19 protein-coding genes are annotated in these 21,599 nt (G+C 52.7%); 2 read left to right on the top strand and 17 right to left on the bottom strand.

What is annotated here, in order from left to right; genetic code table 11:
• Nucleotides 1-338: 338 nt before the first annotated feature.
• The 8 genes from CRO05_RS05805 to hemJ form a co-directional block, all read right to left on the bottom strand.
• Complete coding sequence (locus tag CRO05_RS05805; protein WP_097066201.1) at nt 339-2,228, bottom strand: proton-conducting transporter membrane subunit; 1,890 nt, start codon at nt 2,226-2,228, stop codon at nt 339-341.
• Entirely contained in the window at nt 2,225-4,969 is a 2,745-nt protein-coding gene (locus CRO05_RS05800) for a YbcC family protein (RefSeq protein WP_097066200.1), read from the bottom strand. Before CRO05_RS05800 ends, CRO05_RS05805 begins: the two co-directional genes overlap by 4 nt.
• Nucleotides 4,970-5,550: 581 nt before the next feature.
• On the bottom strand, nt 5,551-6,867 hold the full coding sequence (locus CRO05_RS05795; protein WP_235001306.1) for a HAMP domain-containing sensor histidine kinase: 1,317 nt from the start codon (nt 6,865-6,867) through the stop codon (nt 5,551-5,553).
• The gene (locus CRO05_RS05790) at nt 6,806-7,489 is read right to left on the bottom strand and encodes a response regulator transcription factor (RefSeq protein ID WP_090882440.1); all 684 of its coding nucleotides are present in this window, start codon (nt 7,487-7,489) and stop codon (nt 6,806-6,808) included. The genes CRO05_RS05795 and CRO05_RS05790 overlap by 62 nt, the downstream gene beginning before the upstream one ends.
• 108 nt (nt 7,490-7,597) lie before the next feature.
• On the bottom strand, nt 7,598-8,677 hold the full coding sequence (gene hemE / locus CRO05_RS05785; RefSeq protein ID WP_097066198.1) for a uroporphyrinogen decarboxylase: 1,080 nt from the start codon (nt 8,675-8,677) through the stop codon (nt 7,598-7,600).
• 352 nt (nt 8,678-9,029) lie between these two features.
• Nucleotides 9,030-10,151 carry a deoxyguanosinetriphosphate triphosphohydrolase gene (locus tag CRO05_RS05775; RefSeq protein ID WP_097066196.1) on the bottom strand — a complete coding sequence of 374 codons (1,122 nt, stop codon included), beginning with the start codon at nt 10,149-10,151 and terminating at the stop codon, nt 9,030-9,032.
• On the bottom strand, nt 10,144-11,244 hold the full coding sequence (aroB, locus tag CRO05_RS05770) for a 3-dehydroquinate synthase (RefSeq protein ID WP_097066195.1): 1,101 nt from the start codon (nt 11,242-11,244) through the stop codon (nt 10,144-10,146). The genes CRO05_RS05775 and aroB overlap by 8 nt, the downstream gene beginning before the upstream one ends.
• Before the next feature lie 103 nt (nt 11,245-11,347).
• Entirely contained in the window at nt 11,348-11,761 is a 414-nt protein-coding gene (hemJ, locus tag CRO05_RS05765) for a protoporphyrinogen oxidase HemJ (RefSeq protein WP_097066194.1), read from the bottom strand.
• 157 nt (nt 11,762-11,918) lie between these two features.
• On the opposite strand from hemJ, the gene CRO05_RS05760 reads away from it, so the two are divergent.
• Nucleotides 11,919-12,119, top strand: coding sequence for a hypothetical protein (locus CRO05_RS05760; protein ID WP_097066193.1), 201 nt, complete (start codon nt 11,919-11,921; stop codon nt 12,117-12,119).
• Between the two features lie 241 nt (nt 12,120-12,360).
• On the opposite strand, the gene CRO05_RS05755 is transcribed toward CRO05_RS05760, so the two are convergent.
• The 9 genes from CRO05_RS05755 to CRO05_RS05715 form a co-directional block, all read right to left on the bottom strand.
• The gene (locus CRO05_RS05755) at nt 12,361-12,921 is read right to left on the bottom strand and encodes a NifU family protein (protein ID WP_097066702.1); all 561 of its coding nucleotides are present in this window, start codon (nt 12,919-12,921) and stop codon (nt 12,361-12,363) included.
• Nucleotides 12,922-12,943: 22 nt separating this feature from the next.
• On the bottom strand, nt 12,944-13,426 hold the full coding sequence (sufU, locus tag CRO05_RS05750) for a Fe-S cluster assembly sulfur transfer protein SufU (protein WP_097066192.1): 483 nt from the start codon (nt 13,424-13,426) through the stop codon (nt 12,944-12,946).
• On the bottom strand, nt 13,426-14,685 hold the full coding sequence (locus CRO05_RS05745) for a cysteine desulfurase (RefSeq protein ID WP_097066191.1): 1,260 nt from the start codon (nt 14,683-14,685) through the stop codon (nt 13,426-13,428). Before CRO05_RS05745 ends, sufU begins: the two co-directional genes overlap by 1 nt.
• 3 nt (nt 14,686-14,688) lie before the next feature.
• On the bottom strand, nt 14,689-16,002 hold the full coding sequence (gene sufD / locus CRO05_RS05740) for a Fe-S cluster assembly protein SufD (RefSeq protein ID WP_181319742.1): 1,314 nt from the start codon (nt 16,000-16,002) through the stop codon (nt 14,689-14,691).
• Nucleotides 16,003-16,004: 2 nt separating this feature from the next.
• Complete coding sequence (sufC, locus tag CRO05_RS05735; protein WP_097066190.1) at nt 16,005-16,793, bottom strand: Fe-S cluster assembly ATPase SufC; 789 nt, start codon at nt 16,791-16,793, stop codon at nt 16,005-16,007.
• Entirely contained in the window at nt 16,790-18,226 is a 1,437-nt protein-coding gene (sufB, locus tag CRO05_RS05730; protein WP_097066189.1) for a Fe-S cluster assembly protein SufB, read from the bottom strand. Before sufB ends, sufC begins: the two co-directional genes overlap by 4 nt.
• A gap of 102 nt (nt 18,227-18,328) precedes the next feature.
• The gene (locus tag CRO05_RS05725) at nt 18,329-18,670 is read right to left on the bottom strand and encodes an iron-sulfur cluster assembly accessory protein (protein ID WP_097066188.1); all 342 of its coding nucleotides are present in this window, start codon (nt 18,668-18,670) and stop codon (nt 18,329-18,331) included.
• A gap of 66 nt (nt 18,671-18,736) precedes the next feature.
• Complete coding sequence (locus CRO05_RS05720; RefSeq protein ID WP_097066187.1) at nt 18,737-19,255, bottom strand: Rrf2 family transcriptional regulator; 519 nt, start codon at nt 19,253-19,255, stop codon at nt 18,737-18,739.
• A gap of 365 nt (nt 19,256-19,620) precedes the next feature.
• On the bottom strand, nt 19,621-20,241 hold the full coding sequence (locus tag CRO05_RS05715) for a TetR family transcriptional regulator (RefSeq protein ID WP_097066186.1): 621 nt from the start codon (nt 20,239-20,241) through the stop codon (nt 19,621-19,623).
• A 139-nt stretch (nt 20,242-20,380) separates the two neighbouring features.
• Between CRO05_RS05715 and CRO05_RS05710 the strand changes: the two genes are divergently transcribed.
• A complete protein-coding gene (locus CRO05_RS05710; RefSeq protein ID WP_097066185.1) occupies nt 20,381-21,592 on the top strand; it encodes an efflux RND transporter periplasmic adaptor subunit in 1,212 nt (403 codons plus the stop codon).
• Nucleotides 21,593-21,599 lie beyond the last annotated feature (7 nt).

Genomic DNA, 21,599 nt, shown 5'->3' with positions numbered 1-21,599 from the left:
CTGCATGGAGCCAAACATTAAAACAAACACTTCCGCCATTCGACCCTGCGATTCGCACGCCCCTCTTCCAATCGCACTGGCTATTTAAACTTGAGTGTCATGCTCGCTTGACACATCACTCGCTGCTACGCTGTACTGGGTGGAGCAGGAGTCAGGGAATCTGCCACAAAGATAACCAGCCTACCTGTTATATCCGGAACAGGATCCCCGTTCTCCTCCTTCATCAGCCGTGACCCACGCGAAATTTTCAGGGCCGCGTTCTCTGCGTGATCGACATAGATACGCGGCACCTCCGGGACTGCTGTACCTTAATCCGCTTGACTTAGCCATTGTCCACATCATGAATTTTTCAGCGGAACGGCATGATAAGTTTTGACGTGAGGCCCGAGGTAAATTCGGGAGTAGATTCTTACCAGCGAGAGCCCCACTATGATGAAGCTCAGAGCAAGAATGATCGCAAACACAATCTGATCTGTGTGAATATGAGTGAAAATCAAATCTATCCCCAGAAATGATGGGGTAATGGGGAAACCCATCAACCCTAAACACGCAAGCAGGAAAATGAAAGCCTGACCAGAGTATTCAAACACATGACCCTGACCCTGAGGGTCCTTCAGATCCACCCTCTGCTCGAGTGACTTCAGTTGTGCCAGACACGCGTATCCCACAAGGCCTGAAAGGAGGATGCCACTTATATAAATGACGATCTCCCGAGTCGTCACTTCGTCGTAAAACGAGATGGCGAGCGCGATCCAGAGATGATTCATGATGACGAAGTACCAGCTCAACTGGGGACTCATTCTTTCTGAGAAAGACTTCAGCACGACGATCAGTGCGATGAAGGCAAATAGTGTCGGCAGGAATTGCTGGACGCCGGCCGGTAGAGATTGCTCGTAGAACAGGCAGGCGAGGCCGGCGAGGAAAAATGCGGTAGCGATAACGAAACCGACAGTTCCGGATAGCACCAGGTTCAGCTTCCTGCCGATCCATTTCACAGGGTCCCAGAAGAAGAAATACATGAACGAATCGAGGTTGAACTCCTTCACGCTCAGCATATAGGCCGCGTACTCGATTTGCTTGGATGTGGAGTGCTTGTCGATGTATTCCCTTGGAACAAAGTTGTAGAACTGGTCGCGGAGCAGGAAGGTCACAGCCGATGGCGAAACCAGAAGCTGATACGTCCGCAAGAATGCATTTCCCGCCGAATGGAGCAAGGCAAGATCATAAAACCCTAACGCCACTTCCACGAAAATGATGCCGATCTGCGCTACCGAAGAGTAGGCAATCTGCGTCTTGATCGAGGACTGTACGCGTGAAATAAGGGTCGCGACTACGGCGGTGGTCACGCCAAGAAGAATCACAAGCGCTACCACAACAGGCTGATTCTCCCAGAATGGGAACGTTCTCAGGAGCAGAAAGACCCCTAAGTGAACCGAAAGCGAGCCATAGAAGATCGCACTTGATGGAGTTGGTCCTTCCATTGCCCTGGGCACCCAGGAAGAGAACGGGAGTTGACCCGATTTCACCGCGGCGGCCAGTAGAAGCATCAACCCGATCAGAATCCCCAGCGTCGAGTCGCTCTCTAGAGTCTGAGCAACCAGTTCCGGTTGCATCAGCTTCGAGAACGTGATGTTCTCATGCCATAGATGATGGCTCATCCAGATAACCAGGATCAGACCCATATCGGCGACGCGGAACACCGTGAATACCTTGAGCGCATTTTTTACCGGCAGGAAACGCTCCCTGTAGAACCCGATCAGGAGGAAGGACGTGATTCCCAGAATTTCCCAACCGATGAAGAGCGTCTCGAAATTACCGGAGAAAATAATGGTGTTGTAGCCGATGTAAAAGAACAGGATGGTGTTGAAAAACCGCTTATAGCCCCTTTCGCGATGAAGGTACCACCTGGAGTAGACGGTAACCAGAAAGCAGAGGAAGGAACCGACGAACAGGTAAACCGCGGTGATTTTATCGAAATAGAATGAAATGAAAAACTTGTAACTTTCCGTGTCATACAGGATGAGCTCAATTGTCTGGAACGTCGGGTGGCCGTCGATCAGCCAGAGGACCAGGAATACCCACGCCAAAACCATGTGCGAACCGACAGTGAAGTAGGCTATCCACGAAATGGCATCCTCATTCCTTTTCGGCATGAGCATGGTGAGCGCAAACCCGATCAACGGGATGAATATGAATAGCCCAAGCAGCGAGGTTAGCAGCGTCGTCATTTTTTTGCCTTCTCCTTCTTCTCGATAAAGTAGACAGGTAAATTCTCTTGAACCGCATCCAGGGTTTCGATCGATTCCGCTTTCTTAGCCCGTTCCATCAACGCGTTCAGATCCGATACGGTTTCCAGATCTTTCAACAGGGGCTTGTAAATCTTCGAGAAATCACCGTCCTTGTACAGCCAAAGCTCACCTGTGTCCGGATGCAGCGCCACGCAATGCACCCAGTTGTTCTCGTAAAAGGAATAATTCGCCGCAGCGGCCTTGAGTACCTTCAACGCGACTTCCGGGTAGTGCTCGATGATAACAAGGAGACGTACGGGATCGTGCACTTCGATCATCTGGCTGGGCAGGCCCGTCCTCAAATCGCCATCCGCGCCATTGGCTACACCGATCAGGCCCATCACATTGTGCGGCAGCTTGGTACCAGCGCCCATTTTGTGATTGTCGGTACGGGAGAAAAAGTATTCGAGGTCAATCCCACCCATAACCGGTGCAATCGGCCCCATGGATACTGCCAGAAACTTGCCGTCGGGATCGGTCCGGTAGTCATAGCTGCTCGTGGACGCCCGCCGGTCCAGGAAGAGGTTTTCCGAAATACTCCGCCTGCCGATAATGCTGACCGCGTTCGTCGCATGATTGAGCTCCGGCCGGGGTTCGAACAGGGATACCGCTCTCCTGCGGATTTCCTCATGAATCTCCTTCGGGCTCATTTTGGTATCGATGGACACCAGCCTTCTGGACCGCTCCTTCGCGTGGAGATCGAGCGCTTCGTCGATGACAAGCGAATTTCTCCTGTGTCTGGCGGCGTTTTCCTCGGAGAGAATATCTTCATCGAAGAAGGCGACTTCGTCACGCGTGGTGTCGTGCAGACCCGGGAGGAACTGGGTTTCGGGCGGGATAACGACGCCCCGCTCCTTGAGCGCTTCCCTTACCTTGGGATGGTTGGCCATGTAACAGAACGTCCTGGCATTCACCGATCCGGGCCGGCCACCGCATGCGCCACAGTCATAGGCGGTATAATGAGGGTTGTTTACACTGGATGCGCCGTGGCCAATCATGTAAACGATGGGAGCGAAGGTTTTATCTACCCCGTTTAACCCCGTACTGGTCAGGACACCCTGGACGCGCTGGACCATCTCATCGATGGTGTAGCCAATCTGCAATCCGTTTTCCTTGTCGTTCGGGTCCTTGTTTTCGATGGTGAGACTCGCGTTCCTGTCCACGTGTAGATAAGAGGAGGCCATGGCGGGCATCGCGCCCGGCTTGAATACATTCAAGGCCAGTCTCAGGGCCGACACAAACCCGATGGTTTGGGAGATAAACCAGCCCTGGAAAAGCGAATGCGTGAGCTTGGAAAAATGCACTTCCTTCTTCATTTTCTGCTTGCTACCGATTTCCTTGACGAGAAATTTGGGGAAGACCGGCGCGGGACAGCATTTCGTGTAGAACTTGCCGTTCTCGGGCTGATAATACAGCTCGACGTTAAAAAATCCGGCGGTGGTAAACGTTTCGCAATCCGGATCAACTTGTTCGAGGTACCGGCGGAACGATGTCAACCGGTCATCGATGCAGAAGAACGTCTGGAAACTCCTGTTTTCGATCTTTCTTTCCCAAGTCTTGTCCTGCAAAGCTATTCCAGCCAACACCTGGTCGTAGTACGTCCACTCAAAAGCATCGTGCCAAAGGGAAAGAACCGTATCGACCTCAGCCTCGGGTACATCGTCGAACAACGGTTGAGGCCGCTCTTCCAGAATGCGGGCAATAGGTTGCCAGCTTTCGCCAAAATAAGAGTCGAGCGCGTCGATCTCAAGCAAAAGCTCGAAGATAATCAGGTCGTGAACCGTGATATTCTTCGGGTTCAGGAGAGAGGCGGGCTGGGCCTCGACTGTAGACACCATGCCCGACCAGCCTGGGTGCGCAAACTGCTGGTCAAACAGATACTGCGTATAGAGGGTTTCATCTCCCACCAGGAGCTTGAGCAGATCCTCCATCTTGTGGTTTCCAGACACCAAAAGCTTTTTAGCTCTCTTCGTCTTGAAGAAGCTGGTAAAGCTCTTTTCCTCCATTTCCTTTATGGCGGCGAGAAAACCCTTGTGTCCGATTGGAAAGCCCCATATTGAGATCCCCTGATCCAGAAAGCTGCACAGGATTCTGAACAAAAGCGGGTGAACCATCAGGTCTAGATCAATAGGATAATGGCGCTTCCAGTTCGCCCTCAGTTTACCTATTCGGGGGGAAACGGAATCGTCATATTCCTTGTTAAAAACTTTATCCATCCACTTGTCAAGGTGCTCGGAACCTTTCCTTTCCGATATGACGCGCTCAAGAATATCCTTGCGGATGCGACCGGCTTCGTACAGGTCTCTGTATTCTCTGAGTTGAAGGGAGGGGAAATATCCGAATATTTTTTTTGCGCGCCGCGTGCCGTCGTAAAACTTGTCGTTCTGGAATGCGTGTAATGTATTATGATGAATAAAGTCTTTCAGCGGAGCCTGGCATGGCAAATAGTGCTGCAGGTCATGGATCGCTTCCGCTTCATTGAAAGAAGAAGTTGGAGCCTCTGCCTGGGTTTCGGCCAGTTCTACGTGAACCGCACTGATGTCCGCTCGCTTGTCTAGACTGGCCGGTGCGCTCACAGCGGCGGCGCCGGAGGCCACAAACTGTTTTGGAGAATCCATCACCAACCCGATCCTCTTTCCCTCTTTTTGCATATTTCCACCTTTATCTATCGCTGCTGGCATAATTTTGGCTCCTCTTCTTTGTGACGCCTTCTAGGCTATCTATCAATGGTTTCTCCCCTAAGAGGGGATCCAAGACCTTCGGGACATAGAACACATGTCCCATCACTCTGAACACCGACTCAAGCAGACTTCCAGTCACACCGACTTCCGTTCTACATTCTTCGCTTCCAGTTCCAATACGTCCCAAACAATTCGGTTACAGACTGCCTGAGTACATTGCCTAAGTGCAAGATGAGCTGTAATCTGATCATAACAAAAGCAATTCATTCGACGTAAAAGACAGAGGAATTTACTCAGGTATTAAAATTAGCATAGCTTATGTGAAGAATTCGTGAAGACGGTAATATTGCAATCTGGACACCTGAACAACCGCTCCCATAGGTGACTCGCCAAGGGACGGCAGGACTGGAGCAAGATGAGTTATTGACGCGTTTGCGGGATATAGACGGAAAACCGGCAGAGACAGCGCGCGGTTGCTGACGCGGAGGTGCTCCGTTCCGCGAAAGCCGCCCTCGCGCCTCTTGGCAAAAGTGGAGATTTATTCAGGGCTGCCGGGGAAATGCGGGGAAAAACGGGAATGATCAGGGAAAAACGATATGAAAAGTTGCACCGCAACCCGGCGTGCTTTCAACTTCGATGCGCCAGCCGTAGTGGTCGCAGATGCGCTTGACTATCGCAAGCCCTATCCCGAGACCCTCACCTTGAGTTGACCCACGGAAGAAGCGCTCGTAAAGAAGAGGCAGGTAGGTAGGCTCGATGCCAATGCCCGAATCCGAAATGGACAGGCGGTTACCGCTGAAATTCACCCGGATGAAGCCGCTGTTTGTATATTGCACGGCATTGCGAAGCAGATTCACTAGAGCAGTATGAAGCGCTTGCCGGTTCAGGGTGAGGACAGCTTTCGGCTCAACCGCAACCTCAAACGTCAGGTGCTTCCGGTAGATTTCACCGCATACGGGTTCTGCCGCGTCGTAAACACATTCTGCGAGCGCAACAGGCTCCATAATACCCAGAGCCTGTTCGCGAGCTAGAAATAGCAAGGCTTGCAATTGCTCGCCCATGCGAGTGGCCGCTGCCTCGATCATCCCAATGCGCGCGCGCGCTCTTTCAGAGATGTTTGCCTCTGTGACAAGTAATTCGCAACTCGTCAGAACGGTGGTAATGGGAGTACGCAACTCGTGGCTTATGTTGGCGGTAAACTCCTGCTCGCGTCGGAGCATGCGTGTGATGCGGTTCTGATAATCGTCGAGCGCACGGGCAAGCTGTGCCACTTCCTCATCCTGGCCTGGCTGGGTAAGGGTTGGTCCCTGCACGTCGCCGGGCGCGAGATGCCTTACCTGCTCCGCGAGGTCGGTGACTTGTTTGACGAGCACGCCTGCCAGCAGATACCCTACTACGAGCGCAACGCCTACTACCGATATGAGGGATAAAACGATGAGCAGCCTCAGCTCCCGCTGCCGCTGGTCGTGAAGCCCGACTTCATAGGCGACGAGAAACTTGACCCCATCGACATGATGTACCGCAACGCGAACCTCCTCAGGGCCGCGGAATACCTTGTGGCGCCTGTAATTGAGCCCCTGCAGGTAGGAAGGGAGCCGGGATTCTTCTGCGGGTTCATGGATAATGTACTTTTCGAGATTGGACCCCTCTTGAGGGACGAAATCGGTACTCTCGCGATAGCGCTGGAGCAGGTGGTCCATCTCGGTTTCAATGATCTGCTCAATGTGCGCTTCCTCGATATCGTCGGAAGCGATATAAAGGCTGACCCCCAGGGTGCCGACCACTACTATGCAGAATATTGCAAACGCCAGCGCAACGCGAAGGCGTAAACCACGCTTAAGTCCGGGCACGGGTGGCCAAGCGATAGCCGAGACCATGAACTGTTTCGATCGGATCATAGCCGCCAGCCCGGGTCAGCGCTCGCCGCAGTTCATGCATATGACTTCGCAAGGTATCGCTGGTTTCCTGCACATCTCCCCATACTTCCGTTTCAAGTTCCTTCCGGCTGAAGACCCGTCCGGGCTCACCCATCATTACTGCAAGCAGCCCAATGCACTTGGGTGGCAATTTGACACTGGCGCCAGCGAAGCGAATCGATAGTGTTTTTGGATCGAATGAAAGATCGTCGGTTTCCAGCGTGCGGCTGGTGACCTTGCCTTTTCTGCGTTTGTGCATGGCAACCAGACGTGCTTCAACCTCTTTCAGCGCAAATGGCTTGACCAGATAATCGTCAGCTCCGCAGTCAAAGCCTTTCAGCTTGTCCTCCAGCGTATCGCGCGCTGTCAGCATCAGCACTGGCGTATCAAGATTGGCTTCCTGGCGAAGCTTTCGGCACAGCGTAATGCCATCCGCACCAGGCAGCCCGATGTCAAGCAGAATGCCGTCGAATTTCTGAGTAACCGCAAGATGAAGACCGGTGATGCCGTCCGCCGCCGCGTCGACGCCGTGGCCCCGGGCTTCCAGAAAATCGTAAAGGTTACTGGCTATCGCCGGATCGTCTTCAATAATTAGTATATGCACGAGAAGATGCCCCACAAAAAGAATTTGCGCAAAACACTACGCGCACTGCGAAAAATCTATGATTGGAACAATTACCCATTCCTATACCAGCCTGGTTGCCCAACTCTTCTATCCGTCAATATCAGCCTGGTGGTATTTGCGACTGAGGGCATGGACCGCCTCCACGAGCGTCCGTGCATTCTCCGGCGGTGTAAACTGGGAAATGCCATGACCAAGATTGAAAACATGGCCGTTGCCTTTGCCGTAACCGGAAAGGATTTTCTCCACTTCGGCAACGATCACTCCGGACGTGGAAAACAATACCGCAGGGTCGAGATTTCCTTGCAGGGCGACCTTGTCACCGATGCGCTGACGCGCTCCGGCGATATCCACGGTCCAATCCAGGCCGACTGCGTCACAACCGCTGTTGGCGATACTTTCGAGCCATAGTCCCCCACCCTTTGTAAAGACAATGCTCGGAATGCGTTCAGCACCATGCTCACGCTTTAGTCCAGCCAGTATCTGGCTGATATAACGGAGGGAAAATTCCTGATAAGCGGCATGCGACAACGCTCCACCCCAGGTATCAAAAATCATCACCACCTGGGCGCCAGATTCTATTTGCGCGTTAAGATAGGCGGTTACCGCCTGGGCGTTGATATTGAGAATGTGATGCAGCAAATCCGGCCGCTGGTATAACATTGTCTTGATCTGACGGAAATCCGTGCCGCCGCAACCCTCCACCATATAGCATGCGAGCGTGAAGGGACTGCCCGAAAAACCGATCAGTGGAATCCGGTTATCCAGCGTCCTGCGGATTTGTGAAACCGCATCCATCACGTAACGTAAATGCACCGCCGGATCAGGCACCGTAAGCGCCCGAATTTCCCATTCCTCTCGCAGAGGCCGCTCGAATTTGGGACCTTCGCCGTCCGCGAAATAGAGTCCCAGCCCCATTGCATCAGGAATCGTCAGAATGTCCGAAAACAGTATCGCGGCGTCCAGCGGGAAGCGCGCAAGGGGCTGCATCGTAACCTCAGTGGCGAAATCGGGATTCTTGCACAACGCAAGAAAGCTGCCTGCGCGAGCGCGCGTCTGATTGTATTCCGGCAGGTAGCGCCCCGCCTGGCGCATCAGCCACACGGGCGTGTATTCGGTAGGTTGCCGCAGCAGAGCCCGCACCAGAGTATCGTTTTTTAATCTTGTCATTCGCTTCTATTTAACCCCGTGAATTCCGCAAAGGCCAGCGTATGGGCAACGGCCCGGCCTATTGCGTGTTTTGACTTTTCTGACACGTGTAAGGCGTTGTCAGACACGCCCCGAAACCGCCGAACTTCCAAATCGTCTGATTTTACCAGCGATTGGCCTTCGGGTACATGATCACGGCTGAAACCGGGACGATTGAGAATGTCATGCGTTTCATGTTTGTCGGATCCGTCCGGTATGGGGAAATTTCTGGCCAATTCTGGCTAAACGTCCTCGATGGGCAAGATTGTGAAGATCGCCTGGCTTATTCAGAACCTACCGCGAGTCACGTAATTGTGACAACAATGCGATCTGCTCAATTCTCTTCGATGGCAAACAGCCGACGGTATTCACGGATAGCATAGCGGTCTGTCATGCCCGCGATATAGTCGGCAATTGCCTGATGCTCATCCTGAAGATATTTCAACTGAAATACGGGAGGAAGCAACCGGATATCCGAGTTGAACGCATTGAAGAGCATTTCGAGAGTATGGCGCGCCTTCGCGCTCATGCGGGCCACCTTATAGTGCCGGTACAGATAGTCGCGCAGAAATTTTTTCAGTTCCTGCTGCTCCTGCCAGATTTCCTTGCTGAAACCGATCAGGGCCGGCGCCGACCGCACGTCGGACAAACTGTCCGGACGGACGTCTGCAATGTTCATTTCGCTCTGCCTGGTCAAATCCCCCACCAGGGTATTGATCATGCGCCGAACCGTTTCATGAACCAAACGCCGCCCCGAGATTTGGGGGTAATGCTTTTTAGCCATGGCCAAGTGCCGGGCAAATATTTCCACTTCTTCAAGTTGCGCCTGGGTAATGAGACCGGACCGCAGGCCGTCGTCCACATCGTGGTTGTTATACGCGATTTCATCGGCGAGATTAGCTAATTGTGCTTCGAGCGAAGGCCGTTGGTCCACAAGAAAACGTTCACCCACATCCCCGAGTTTGCGGGCATTTTTCTTTGCACAATGTTTGAGGATGCCTTCACGGGTTTCAAAGCACAGATTCAAGCCGTCAAATGCGCCGTAATGCTCTTCCAGCACATCCACTACTCGCAGAGACTGGAGATTGTGCTCGAAACCACCATGGTCTTTCATGCAATCGTTGAGCGCATCCTGTCCCGCATGACCGAACGGTGTATGGCCCAGGTCGTGCGCCAGAGCGATGGCTTCAACCAGGTCTTCGTTAAGATGCAGATTGCGCGCAACCGAGCGGCCGATTTGCGCCACTTCCAGGCTGTGCGTCAAGCGCGTGCGGAAAAGGTCTCCCTCGTGATTGACGAAAACCTGGGTCTTGTATTCAAGCCTCCGGAATGCGGTCGAATGGATGATGCGGTCTCGGTCGCGCTGAAATGGAGTACGCCCTGGAGACAATTCTTCGGCGATACGACGCCCGCGCGAGTTCGCCGGCGATACTGCGTAAGGCGCCAACTCATGCATCGGCAGTGCATTCCGAAAGCATGTTGCGTAGGACTTCAGTGGGCACATCGGAACGAACCACTGCTTCGCCAATACGCTTCAGTAAAACAAAACGCATCTTTCCCCCCTCAACTTTCTTGTCCAACCCCATCAGGTGCAAATATTTTTCCGGACCAAGATTGGGGGCAATCACGGGAAGACCGGCCCGGAGGTAAATTTTTCGGATTCGCTCAACATCAGCCTCTCCGATCATATGCAGGCGACGTGACAACTCAGCCGCCAGTATCGTGCCTGCCGCTACTGCCTCGCCGTGAAGCCACCTGCCGTAGCCCATCGCGTTCTCGATAGCGTGGCCGAATGTATGCCCAAGGTTCAGTAATGCGCGGACGCCGCTCTCATGCTCGTCAGCTTCCACAATTTCGGCTTTATGCAGGCAACTTCGGCGTACCGCCTCGATCGATATCTCCCTATCTCGTGCCAGAAGCTGAGATATATTCGATTCGAGCCACTCAAGAAAGGTGGAATCGCGGATCAGACCATACTTGATTATCTCGGCAATACCCGCACGCAGCTCTTTGTCCGGCAATGTGTCAAGTGTAGACGTATCTATGAGTACCGCTCGGGGCTGGTAAAAAGCGCCAATCATGTTTTTGCCAAGCGGGTGGTTGATACCTGTCTTGCCGCCGACCGAAGAGTCAACCTGCGCCAGAAGCGTGGTGGGAACCTGAATAAAGGGCACACCACGCAGATACGTGGCCGCGGCAAAGCCAGCCAGGTCGCCGACCACTCCGCCACCAAGCGCGATGACGAGCGTGCGGCGTTCACAGCGATGAGCGAGAAGTGCATCGAAAATCAGATTCAGTGTTTCCCAGTTCTTGTACTTTTCCCCATCGGGCAGGATGATTGGAACCGACGCCACCCCATGACTTTCCAGCATGCTGCGAAGGCTTTCGAGATACAACGGCGCCACCGTTGTGTTCGATACGATCGCAACTTGCTTCCTGGGCAAATGGCGCAGAATAAGATCTGGTTGATTCAAAATACCGTTCCCGATATATATCGGATAACTTCGCTCATCGGGCGTGGAGGTGAGATTGACCGTAATTGTTTGCATTTTATTATGGGTCCGGGAAAGCCCTGTCAGCCGTTTATCAGAATCTGACAGGCAAGAGCGGCCTAACCGCAGTCTGTGAAAAAAATGTAACTCGTAGTTTTCATCACCACGGTTTCACTACCACCAGTATCACCACCCCAATCAGAATCAGCACCGGAATCTCATTGAACCAGCGATAATAAACATGGCTGTGCCGGTTGCGATCGTGCTTGAAATCGGCGAGTAGCCTGCCGCAGTACAGGTGATATACGATCAGCATCACCACCAGTGCGAGCTTGGCATGGAGCCAACCGCCGGAAATACCATACCCCAGCCAGAGCCACAGGCCGAAGACGACAGTCAGCATGGCACTTGGCCCCATGATGCCATAATAGAGCTTGCGTTCCATCACCTTGAAACGCTCGATACCCGGCAAGTCCTCACTCGTGGCGTGATAGACAAAAAGACGCGGTAAATAAAACAGTCCGGCGAACCACGCCACCACGAAAATAATGTGCAGAGACTTGATCCAGAGCATTTATTTTTTCAATCCTGGGAATCTGTTAATTCATGAGGCGCTGGCGCGATGCCGCCGCCATGCAGCAATACCCATACTCGATGCACCCCATCAAATAAACATGGATATTTGATGGGTACTTAATTATCATCATCATACATTTACTTCTGGAGGCGAGATGAACGTTGATTATAAAGGATACAGCATTATTACTGCGTCAGAACTCGACGACAGCACCAATCTCTGGAACGGCCGTTACAGGATTCTTGATGATAACGGCATAGTTGTTTACGAAAGCTTCGTCGAACCTTTGCAAGATCAAAAAAAGGCGCATGAGGCTGCCAACGTGGAAGCCCGAGCATGGATTGATAGGCGATAATTGATGCGGGCAAGCCGGGTGCAAGAAGCTGAACTGCGGCCCTCGTCTCGACTCAACGGTTTGCAGACAAGATAATCAGCAGATTTGCCCCCCTGATGAGAAGGTTTCATCCACTTCACCGTTTTCGTTGCCCGCCATAGCTGGAAATTTCCGGCATCGCCTCACTGCCAGACTCAGCGCCAGATTTCAATATGGCGCAAGATATGAAGACTATGGCGCAGATATGAGACAAGAATTGGCTTTAAACGGCGACGACCTCAAGATCGGGTTCTATCGACCTCAACATATTCTGAATGCCCCTCAACGTACCCGAGATTGAGCTTGGGCAAGTGCCGCATGCGCCCTGGTAATGAACGCTAAGCCTGTTACCAGCAAGGCCGAGCACGTGGAGATCGCCACCGTCATTTTGGAGGTATGGCCGTACCTCCTCGTCGAGCAACGAGTTGATGATTTCGAGGCGCTGCTGGTCCTCGGGACTTAGACCCGCAATTTCAGCGGTTGCCGCAGCAACTGTGGCGGCTGTTTGCGTGTCAGCGGCCGGCGCGGCCCGGATCGGATCAGCCACTTCGCGCGCCAGGTCCTGCCAGTCGGCACCGCCGTCCTGGGTAACCGTTATCCAGCGGTCGACATAAAACACGTTTGTGACATGATCAATGTCGAACAGCGCTGCGGCAAGGGGATCGTCTTGCGCCTGCTCGGCATTGTCGTATGAGCGCGTCACCCCCCAGGTCAATGGTTCCTTCAGTATGAACTTCAATGCATTCCGATTCGGGGTACCCTCTATTTCAGCTATTTTTGGCATTTTCTGCTCCTCCAGAGATTCTTTAAGCATCGCCTATCGCGGCGTGCATCGGATCATCCTCGGCCTCGGTCGAGGTAGTGGTAACAGAATTGAGCGCCGCGTGCAGCGTATGCCAAGGCAGAATGGCGCACTTTACCCGCGTGGGCAGATCGCGTACTCCGGCGAATACCGTGAGCCGGCCCAAGTGGTGCTCAGCATCAAGATTGAGCGTGCCGGTCGCCATGTCACGAAATTCTTTGATCAACGTTTCCGCATCTTTCCGTGTTTTGCCTTTCACAACGGTCGTCATCATTGAGGCTGATGCCTTGCAGATCGCACAGGATTCACCCTGAAACGCAATGCTGTCAATGTGCTCTCCTTTGAGATTGAGTGCAATATCGAGGTGATCGCCGCAGAGCGGATTATGACCCACCGCATGATGACTTGCATGATCGAGCGTGCCGTAATTGCGGGGCTTCTTGTTGTGGTCGAGGATGACCTCTTGATAGAGTGATTTCGAGTTCATTAGGTGAAAAATTTTTGGACTGTGCGAATGCCCGCGATAAACGTATCAACCTCAGCCATTGTATTATAAAACGCAAACGAGGCACGGGTCGTCGCGGGTACCTTGAGGCGCAGCATCACCGGTTGCACGCAATGGTGACCGGTGCGAACGGCGACCCCTTCCTGATTCAGGAGCGTACCGATGTCGTGCGGATGCACACCTTTAACCTCGAAGGACACCACTGCTGTTTTCATTGCGGCAGTGCCGATAATGCGCACGCCGGGCATATGAGACATCTGTTCAGTCGCATAATGGAGCAACTCAAGCTCGTACGCGGCGATTGCGTCCATACCGATGGCGGATAGATAATCAACCGCGGCGCCGAGCCCGATCGCGGCGGAAATCGGCGGTGTACCTGCTTCGAATTTGTGCGGGATGGAATTGTAGGTGGTTTTTTCGAACGTCACCGACATGATCATATCTCCGCCGCCTTTGAACGGTTGCATGCGTTCAAGCAGCTCAGCCTTGCCGTAAAGGATGCCTATGCCTGTAGGGCCGCACATCTTGTGGCCCGAAAAAGCGTAGAAATCGCAGTCAAGATCCTGCACATCCACATGCATATGCGGCGCGGCCTGTGCACCATCGATCAGTACCGGCACCCCGCGGGCATGCGCAAAGGCGATCATTTGTTTTATTGGGTTAATCGTGCCGAGTGCATTCGATACGTGCAGCACACCAACGAATTTAGTGCGCTCATTGAAGAGTCTTTCGTATTCATCAATAAGAAGCTCACCGGCATCATTGATGGGCACGACTTTGATCTTGGCACCCTTCTCTTCCGCCAGCATCTGCCAGGGGACGATGTTTGAGTGATGCTCCAGTGTGGTCAGAATGATTTCATCGCCGGCCCCAATGAATTTGCGGCCATACCCATGCATCACCAGATTGATCGAATCCGTTGTGCCACTGGTGAAGATGACTTCCCTGTCTTCGCCCGCATTGATGAAACGCTGCAATTTGCGGCGCGAGTCCTCATATTCCGCAGTGGCCGTTTCAGATAAATAGTGCACACCGCGATTGATATTGGCATGCTGGCTCGTCTGGTAACGCACCAGGCGGTCGATCACCGGTTGCGGCATCTGGCTGGATGCCGCGTTGTCAAGATAGACCAGAGGCTTGTCCTCAACCTGGAGCTTGAGGATCGGAAATTCGGCGCGAATGGCTTCAACATCGAAGATCGAAGCAAATTGCGGTTTCAAAGTGGAATCTATGATCTTCATAGGTCAGCTTCTTTTGGTTTGTTCGAACACCGTCTGCTCAAGTCGCTGTTTGAGCGACGCAACAGGAATGCGATCGATAATTTCAGCACCAAACGCATAGGTCAGCAGATTGCGCGCGGCAAGCTCGGATAGCCCGCGGCTCTTGAGATAAAACAGTTCCTCAATATCGAGCTGGCCAACGGTTGCTCCGTGAGCACACTTGACGTCATCCGCAAAAATTTCGAGCTGCGGCTTGGTATCGACGCGCGCTTTCGCATTCAGCAGTAGATTGCGGCTCGACTGAGTGGAATCGGTGCGCTGCGCTCCCGGACGCACCATGATCTTGCCGTTAAACACAGCATGCGCTGCACCATCAACGATGCATTTGTGTAACTGACGGCTGATGCCATCGGGCTGCGCATGATCTATGCAGGTATGCGTGTCGGCAAGCTGGCGCCCGGAGATCAGTGCCAGCCCGTCAATAGCACATTCGGCGCCCTCGGCCGCAAGGCGTGCATTCAGGTCGTAGCGCGAAATCCGCGCGCCAAGCGCGACGCTGACTGATCGATAGCGGCTGGCGTGCGCCAGCGATACCGCACAGTGTCCAATATGAAATGCCTGGGTGCTGTCGCGCTGAATTCGGACGTGATTAACCTGAGCATTACCTTCAAGCACGAATTCGGTCACCGCATTGGTGACATAAGCTCCTTCTTGCAGTGTGACGTAATCCTCGACGATTGTCACCGCACTGCCGGATTCGGCAATCAGAAGACAACGCGGATGGCTTGCCACCTCCGGTTGCGTGGCGATGAATAACACATGCACGGGCGCATCGACCACAGCATTGCGCGGCACAATGACCAGTGCCCCATCATGCAGGAACGCCGTATTGAGCGCAGCGAACAGATTGTCCTGAAACCCGGCGTGGCGGCCGAGATGCGGCTCTATTACCGCTCCATGCGAAGATACCGCCGTCGACGACAGATCGGTGACCGTCAAGCCAAGGTCTCTGGCCTTGTTCGGTTGCGTGGAAAACTGCGGCATGTACGCGCCGTCGACAAACACGAGCCTGATTGCCGCTTCGTCCAGATAAAAACGCTCCACGTCGGGGGCTTGCAATGTCGAAACAGCGCGAGCGGGCTGAAACGAAAGCTTCGCAAGTGGCGAAATATCGGTAAAGCGCCAATCCTCGTCCCGTGTGGTCGGCAACTTGAGCATACCGGCACGATCAACCGCACTCGCCCGCAACTGATTAAACCATGCCAAAGGACTTGGCGGCAGTTGCGGCTGCCCCTGAAGAAGGCTTTCGAGATAGCTGTTGCTGGTAACCATGCTCATGTTCAGGCCTCGGCCGCAGCATGGTACTCGGCGCCGACCCAATCGTAGCCACGCGTTTCGAGATCGAGCGCGAGTTCCTTGCCGCCGGTCTTGATGATCCGGCCCGCCTGCATCACATGCACGAAGTCCGGCACGATATAATTAAGCATCCGCTGATAATGTGTCACCAATATGATTGCATTGTCCTTGGTCGCGAGCTTGTTTACACCATTTGTGACGATCCTGAGCGCATCGATATCAAGCCCGGAGTCGGTCTCGTCGAGAATAGCCAACCGGGGCTCAAGCAGTGCCATTTGCAATATCTCGTTCCGCTTCTTCTCGCCCCCGGAAAAACCTTCGTTGACGCCGCGGTCCAGAAAATCCGGATTCATGTCCAGCAGTTTCATTTTTTCACGCACGAAATCCTCAAACTCGAGGGGGTCAAGCTCATCCTTGCCATGTTGTGCCTGCACTGTGTTGTACGCGAGGCGCAGAAAATGACTATTCGAGACGCCGGGTATCTCGATAGGATACTGAAATGCAAGGAATAGGCCGGCGCGCGCGCGTTCTTCCGGTTCGAGATCAAACAGATTATTGCCTTCGAATGTTATTGAACCGCCGGTGACCTGATACGCATTGTGGCCGGCGAGCACCTTTGCGAGCGTGCTTTTGCCCGAACCGTTCGTTCCCATGATCGCGTGCACTTCACCGCTTCTCACTGTCAGGTCTATGCCCTTGAGTATCTCGATACCGTTAACGGTCGCCCGCAATCCGCGTATTTCAAGCAATGCTTTGCTGTCCTCATGAATCATCCGACACTCCCTTCAAGCTTGAACTCAAGCAGTTTGGTCGCCTCGACCGCGAACTCCATCGGCAATTGCTGAAATACATCCTTGCAGAACCCATTGATAATCATTGATACCGCTTCCTCGCTGCCGATGCCACGCTGGGCAAAATAGAACAATTGATCTTCACCGATCTTTGATGTGGACGCTTCGTGTTCGACTTTGGCCTGCTGGTTACGAACCTGTATGTAGGGAAAGGTGTGAGCGCCACATTTGTCGCCGATCAGCATCGAATCGCATTGCGAATAATTACGCGCGCCAGCAGCCGTAGGCGCAATCCTGACCAGTCCACGGTAGCTGTTATTGGAATGGCCGGCGGAGATACCTTTGCTGACGATGGTGCTGCGCGTATTTTTTCCAATGTGGATCATTTTGGTGCCGGTATCCGCCTGCTGGTAATGATTGGTGACGGCCACCGAATAGAATTCTCCCACCGAGTTTTCGCCTTGCAGGATACAGGAAGGATATTTCCAGGTAATTGCCGAACCGGTTTCGACCTGAGTCCATGAAATGCGCGAATTAACACCTTTGGCCAAACCGCGTTTGGTAACGAAATTGTAGATACCGCCCAGGCCATTCTCATCCCCCGCATACCAGTTCTGCACCGTCGAGTACTTGATGTCGGCATTGTCGAGCGCCACCAGTTCGACCACCGCGGCATGCAATTGGTTTGTATCGAATTTCGGCGCCGTGCAGCCTTCAAGATACGAGACCGATGACCCTTCCTCGCCGATGATCAGGGTGCGCTCGAACTGTCCCGATTCCTCTGTATTGATGCGGAAGTAAGTGGACAGGTCCATGGGGCATTTGACGCCTTTAGGAATAAAGCAGAATGTGCCGTCGGTAAAAACCGCCGAGTTGAGCGCAGCGTAGTAATTATCCCCCACAGGCACCACCGTGCCGAGGTACTGTTTCACGAGTTGCGGATGCATCTGAACAGCTTCGGAAATGGAGCAGAAAATAATACCAACCTCGGCAAGCTTCTGCTTGTAAGTAGTGGCCACCGACACACTGTCGAAAATCACGTCGACCGCGACGCCAGCCAATGCCGCCCGCTCATGCATCGGCACACCCAGTTTCTCGAAGGTGCGCAGCAACTCGGGATCGACCTCGTCCATGCTGTTCAACTTCTTCTTGGGCTTTGGCGCCGAGTAGTAGCTGATAGCCTGAAAATCGATCTTTGGATATTTAACGTTCGGCCATTTCGGCTCTTCCATCTTGAGCCATTGCTCATAGGCTTTGAGCCGAAAATCCAGCAACCACGCGGGTTCATTCTTTTTGGTGGAAATGAGCCGGATAATATCTTCGTTAAGCCCTTTTGGCGCAATATCCGACTCGATTTCGGTAACAAAACCGTGCTTATAAGGCTGATTGACCAGATTTTGTAATACTGCACTCATGAGATTGCTCCAATATCGTTTGTGTCGAAGATAAATCCGTGAACTTTGCTATTCCCGCTATTCCAGACACCACCCCTGTCTCTTCGTGTTGACCTTTGACAGCTAGACACTGGCGGGTTCTTTCAAGCTGAAGCTTTCACCGCAGCCGCATGTATTGTCGACGTTGGGATTCTCGAATTTGAATGACTCATTAAGTCCTTCTCTCACAAAATCAACACGCGAACCATCCAGAAACGGCAGATTACCGGCATCAACAACCACATTAGCATTATATGATTCAAATACTTGATCGCCTGCACGAACGTCGTCAGCATAGTCGAATGTATAGGCAAACCCGGAGCAGCCCACCTTCTTCACGCCGACGCGCAACGCCAATCCTTTGCCGCGCTTCGCAAGCTGCTTCCGGATTTGCTGTGCTGCGTTTTCGGTTAATGTTATTGCCATTACTATTCTCCAATTACCATTCGCGATTATGATGATCGAAATAGGCGTGGAGCGCTGATGCGATTGTCAAGCCGAAAATGCGGCACGTTCACGCTCGGGCACCGCCTTTTCGGGCATTACCTTTCGCATATCCAGCATTTGCACAACACCATTTTCCCTTGCCTTTTGTTCATCACTTCGTACTTTCTGTTCATCGACCAGTTGCTTCAGCGTCACCGCCCCAAGATGGTCGAAAATAAGATCATTGAGTTTTACCCACAAGTCATGAGTCATGCATTTCTTGTCATTGTGGCAATTTTCCTTTCCGTTACACTGGGTCGAGTCGATAGGCTCATCAACTGCAAGGATAATCTCGGCAATGGACACTCGTGCCATGTCTTTGGAAAGGCAATAGCCACCTCCTGGGCCTCGTATGCTGTCGACAAGCCCCCGTTGGCGCAACTTCGCAAACAATTGCTCAAGATAAGATAGCGAAATTTGCTGACGCTGGCTGATTTCCGCGAGCGTCACCGGACGAGTGCTATGCTGCATGGCAAGATCCAACAGCGCCGTTACCGCAAATCGTCCTTTCGTTGTTAGCCTCATGATAAACTCCTCTTAACTTTCGATTCAATGAAATAGAGATATTGATCATAAATTCGTTCAGCCAATACCATTCAGCCAATACCAATACATGACTGATTTAGTCAACTATAAGATACCTGATCGATTTAGTCAACTATAAAGAGAAAAACGATTCAGCGATGGGATGAGCTCTCCTTTCACCCTGCTCTGCAGGTATCGGTGCGCAATCGGGAGAATGTAGCCAAGGCGTCATTTATACGCCCAATTGGTGTTTAATGATGAGCTCGAGAAGGCAGGCAAGCCATAATTTGACGCCATTGGCCTGAAAACCGGAAAGAAGAAATGCGAAAACAATCAGACCCGGACTAACTGGAGAGTCGCTACGATCAATCGCGACGGCGGAGTTCCATATGGGCCTTGATCAATTCAATTGCCTGCCAGCGAAATTGATCGCCATGCATATCCTTCACCCACATATGCAGCAGGCCGATAAAGAATAGATGCGTATCCATGGCTAAGCGAACGGCATCGTGAGAAACATGAAGTTGCTCCTGCACTTTTGCGCGCTCGTAAACCAATCGCAGTTTTTCAGCGATGCCGGAACAATTACATAAAATTTGCTGCAAGACAGTAGCGAATTCGTCCACATATTCACACTTGATCATCATGATTTCATAAATCTGGCGCGTTTCGATGCTGTCAATCAACACCTGAATGGTGCCGCACAAAAAATTTTCTATACAAGTCAGTGGATCTTCTGAACCTTCAATCAGGAGGGTATCGTCCATGCGGTCAATCAGCGGCAGGAATACCTGCTCACGCATAGCCTGGAACAAATCGATTTTATTGTTGAAGTGCCAGTAAATCGCGCCGCGCGTGACCCCGGCCTGCGTTGCGATATGTTCCATCGTGCTACGGCTGACGCCACGCGTCAGAAATACCTGGCGCGCCGCTTCAATAAGGCGTTGCCGGGTTAACTCCGCGTTTTCCTTTGTTTTTCGAGCCATTGTCCGTGAAATATTACTTTTTCATTCACTATTTACATTGAGGAGGATCTTTGGTTTATAATTTACATACATACACGAATGTATGCAAGGATTTTCGTTTAGGTTATTTCGTTTTCCTTTCACGAGCATGGAGTTAGAGATGTCGGCTGCCAGCCATCATAAAAATAAGCTTGGCGATCTATTAGTGTTTTTTTGCTCGAAAACCACCCTGGTGCTGATTATAAGCGTTGCCGCCTCTCTCAGCGTGACTGCCTGCAGCAAAAATGATCGTGCTGCGGATCAACCTCCTGGAATGGCTCTTCCTGTCACCGTGATCGAAGTGCAGCCCACGAGCGTGCCGATCAGTGCCGAAGCGGTTGCGCAAACCGAAGGCGCAAAAGAAGTTGAAATACGCCCTCGCGTCGGCGGGATCCTGCTCAAGCGCCTGTATGAAGAGGGAGCGGCGATTAAAGCGGGCCAACCCATGTTCCTGATTGATCCCGTACCTTATCAGAATGCCCTCGCACAGGCAAAGGCGCAACTTGCTGAACAGAAAGCCCGCATCGTACAGACGGAGCGTGAAGAAAACCGGTTGCGCGATCTGCTCGAAACGCAGGCTATCAGCCAGCGTGAACACGACAATGCAGTGTCTGACAATGCCATTGCAAAAGCCTCTTTGCATGCCGCCGAAGTTCGCGTACGCGATGCAGAGCTTAATCTCTCCTATACCAGGGTGGCCGCGCCAGTGAACGGCATATCCGGCCGCTTCCGGTTCTCTGAAGGGGCACTGGTGGAGGCTCATAACAGCCTGCTGACGACGCTCGTCCAGCTATCGCCCATATGGGTGCGTTTCAGTCTTTCCGATAATGAACTGACGCAACTCGGCGGCCCCCTGACTGAACAAAAGGTGCAGCAGGTCACGTTGATCCTGCCTGATGGCACTGAGTACGAAAAGAAAGGGGAACTGAATTTTGCCGCCAGCCAGATCGATCCCTTGCTGGGCACGCAACAATTACGTGCTACCTTCGATAACAGTGACCAGCGTTTGCTGCCGGGGCAGTTTGTACGGGCACGTGTGATCACAGGTCAACGCGATGGCGTTTTCCTTGTGCCCCAGGTTGCAGTCCAGACGTCCGATCTGGGCAAGAGCGTCTATGTGATCAATGAAAAGAATGAAGCGACGATACGACCGGTTGTGGCCGGCCGCTGGATAGGCAAGGATTGGGTAATTCTTGAAGGGCTTAATGCCGGCGATAAGATCATTGTCGATAATCTCATAAAAGTTCGCCCCGGTGCACTTGTGGCACCCCATGCGCCGGCCGAAACGCCCGTGGCGTCACCTGCTCAGCCTAACCCCGACCAGCACACATAACCGGGAA

It is taken from the genome of Nitrosovibrio sp. Nv4, from assembly GCF_900215485.1.
Lineage (GTDB): Bacteria > Pseudomonadota > Gammaproteobacteria > Burkholderiales > Nitrosomonadaceae > Nitrosospira.
The sequence above is the reverse complement of the archived record's forward strand: the minus strand, read 5'-3'. Positions and strand labels throughout refer to the sequence as shown.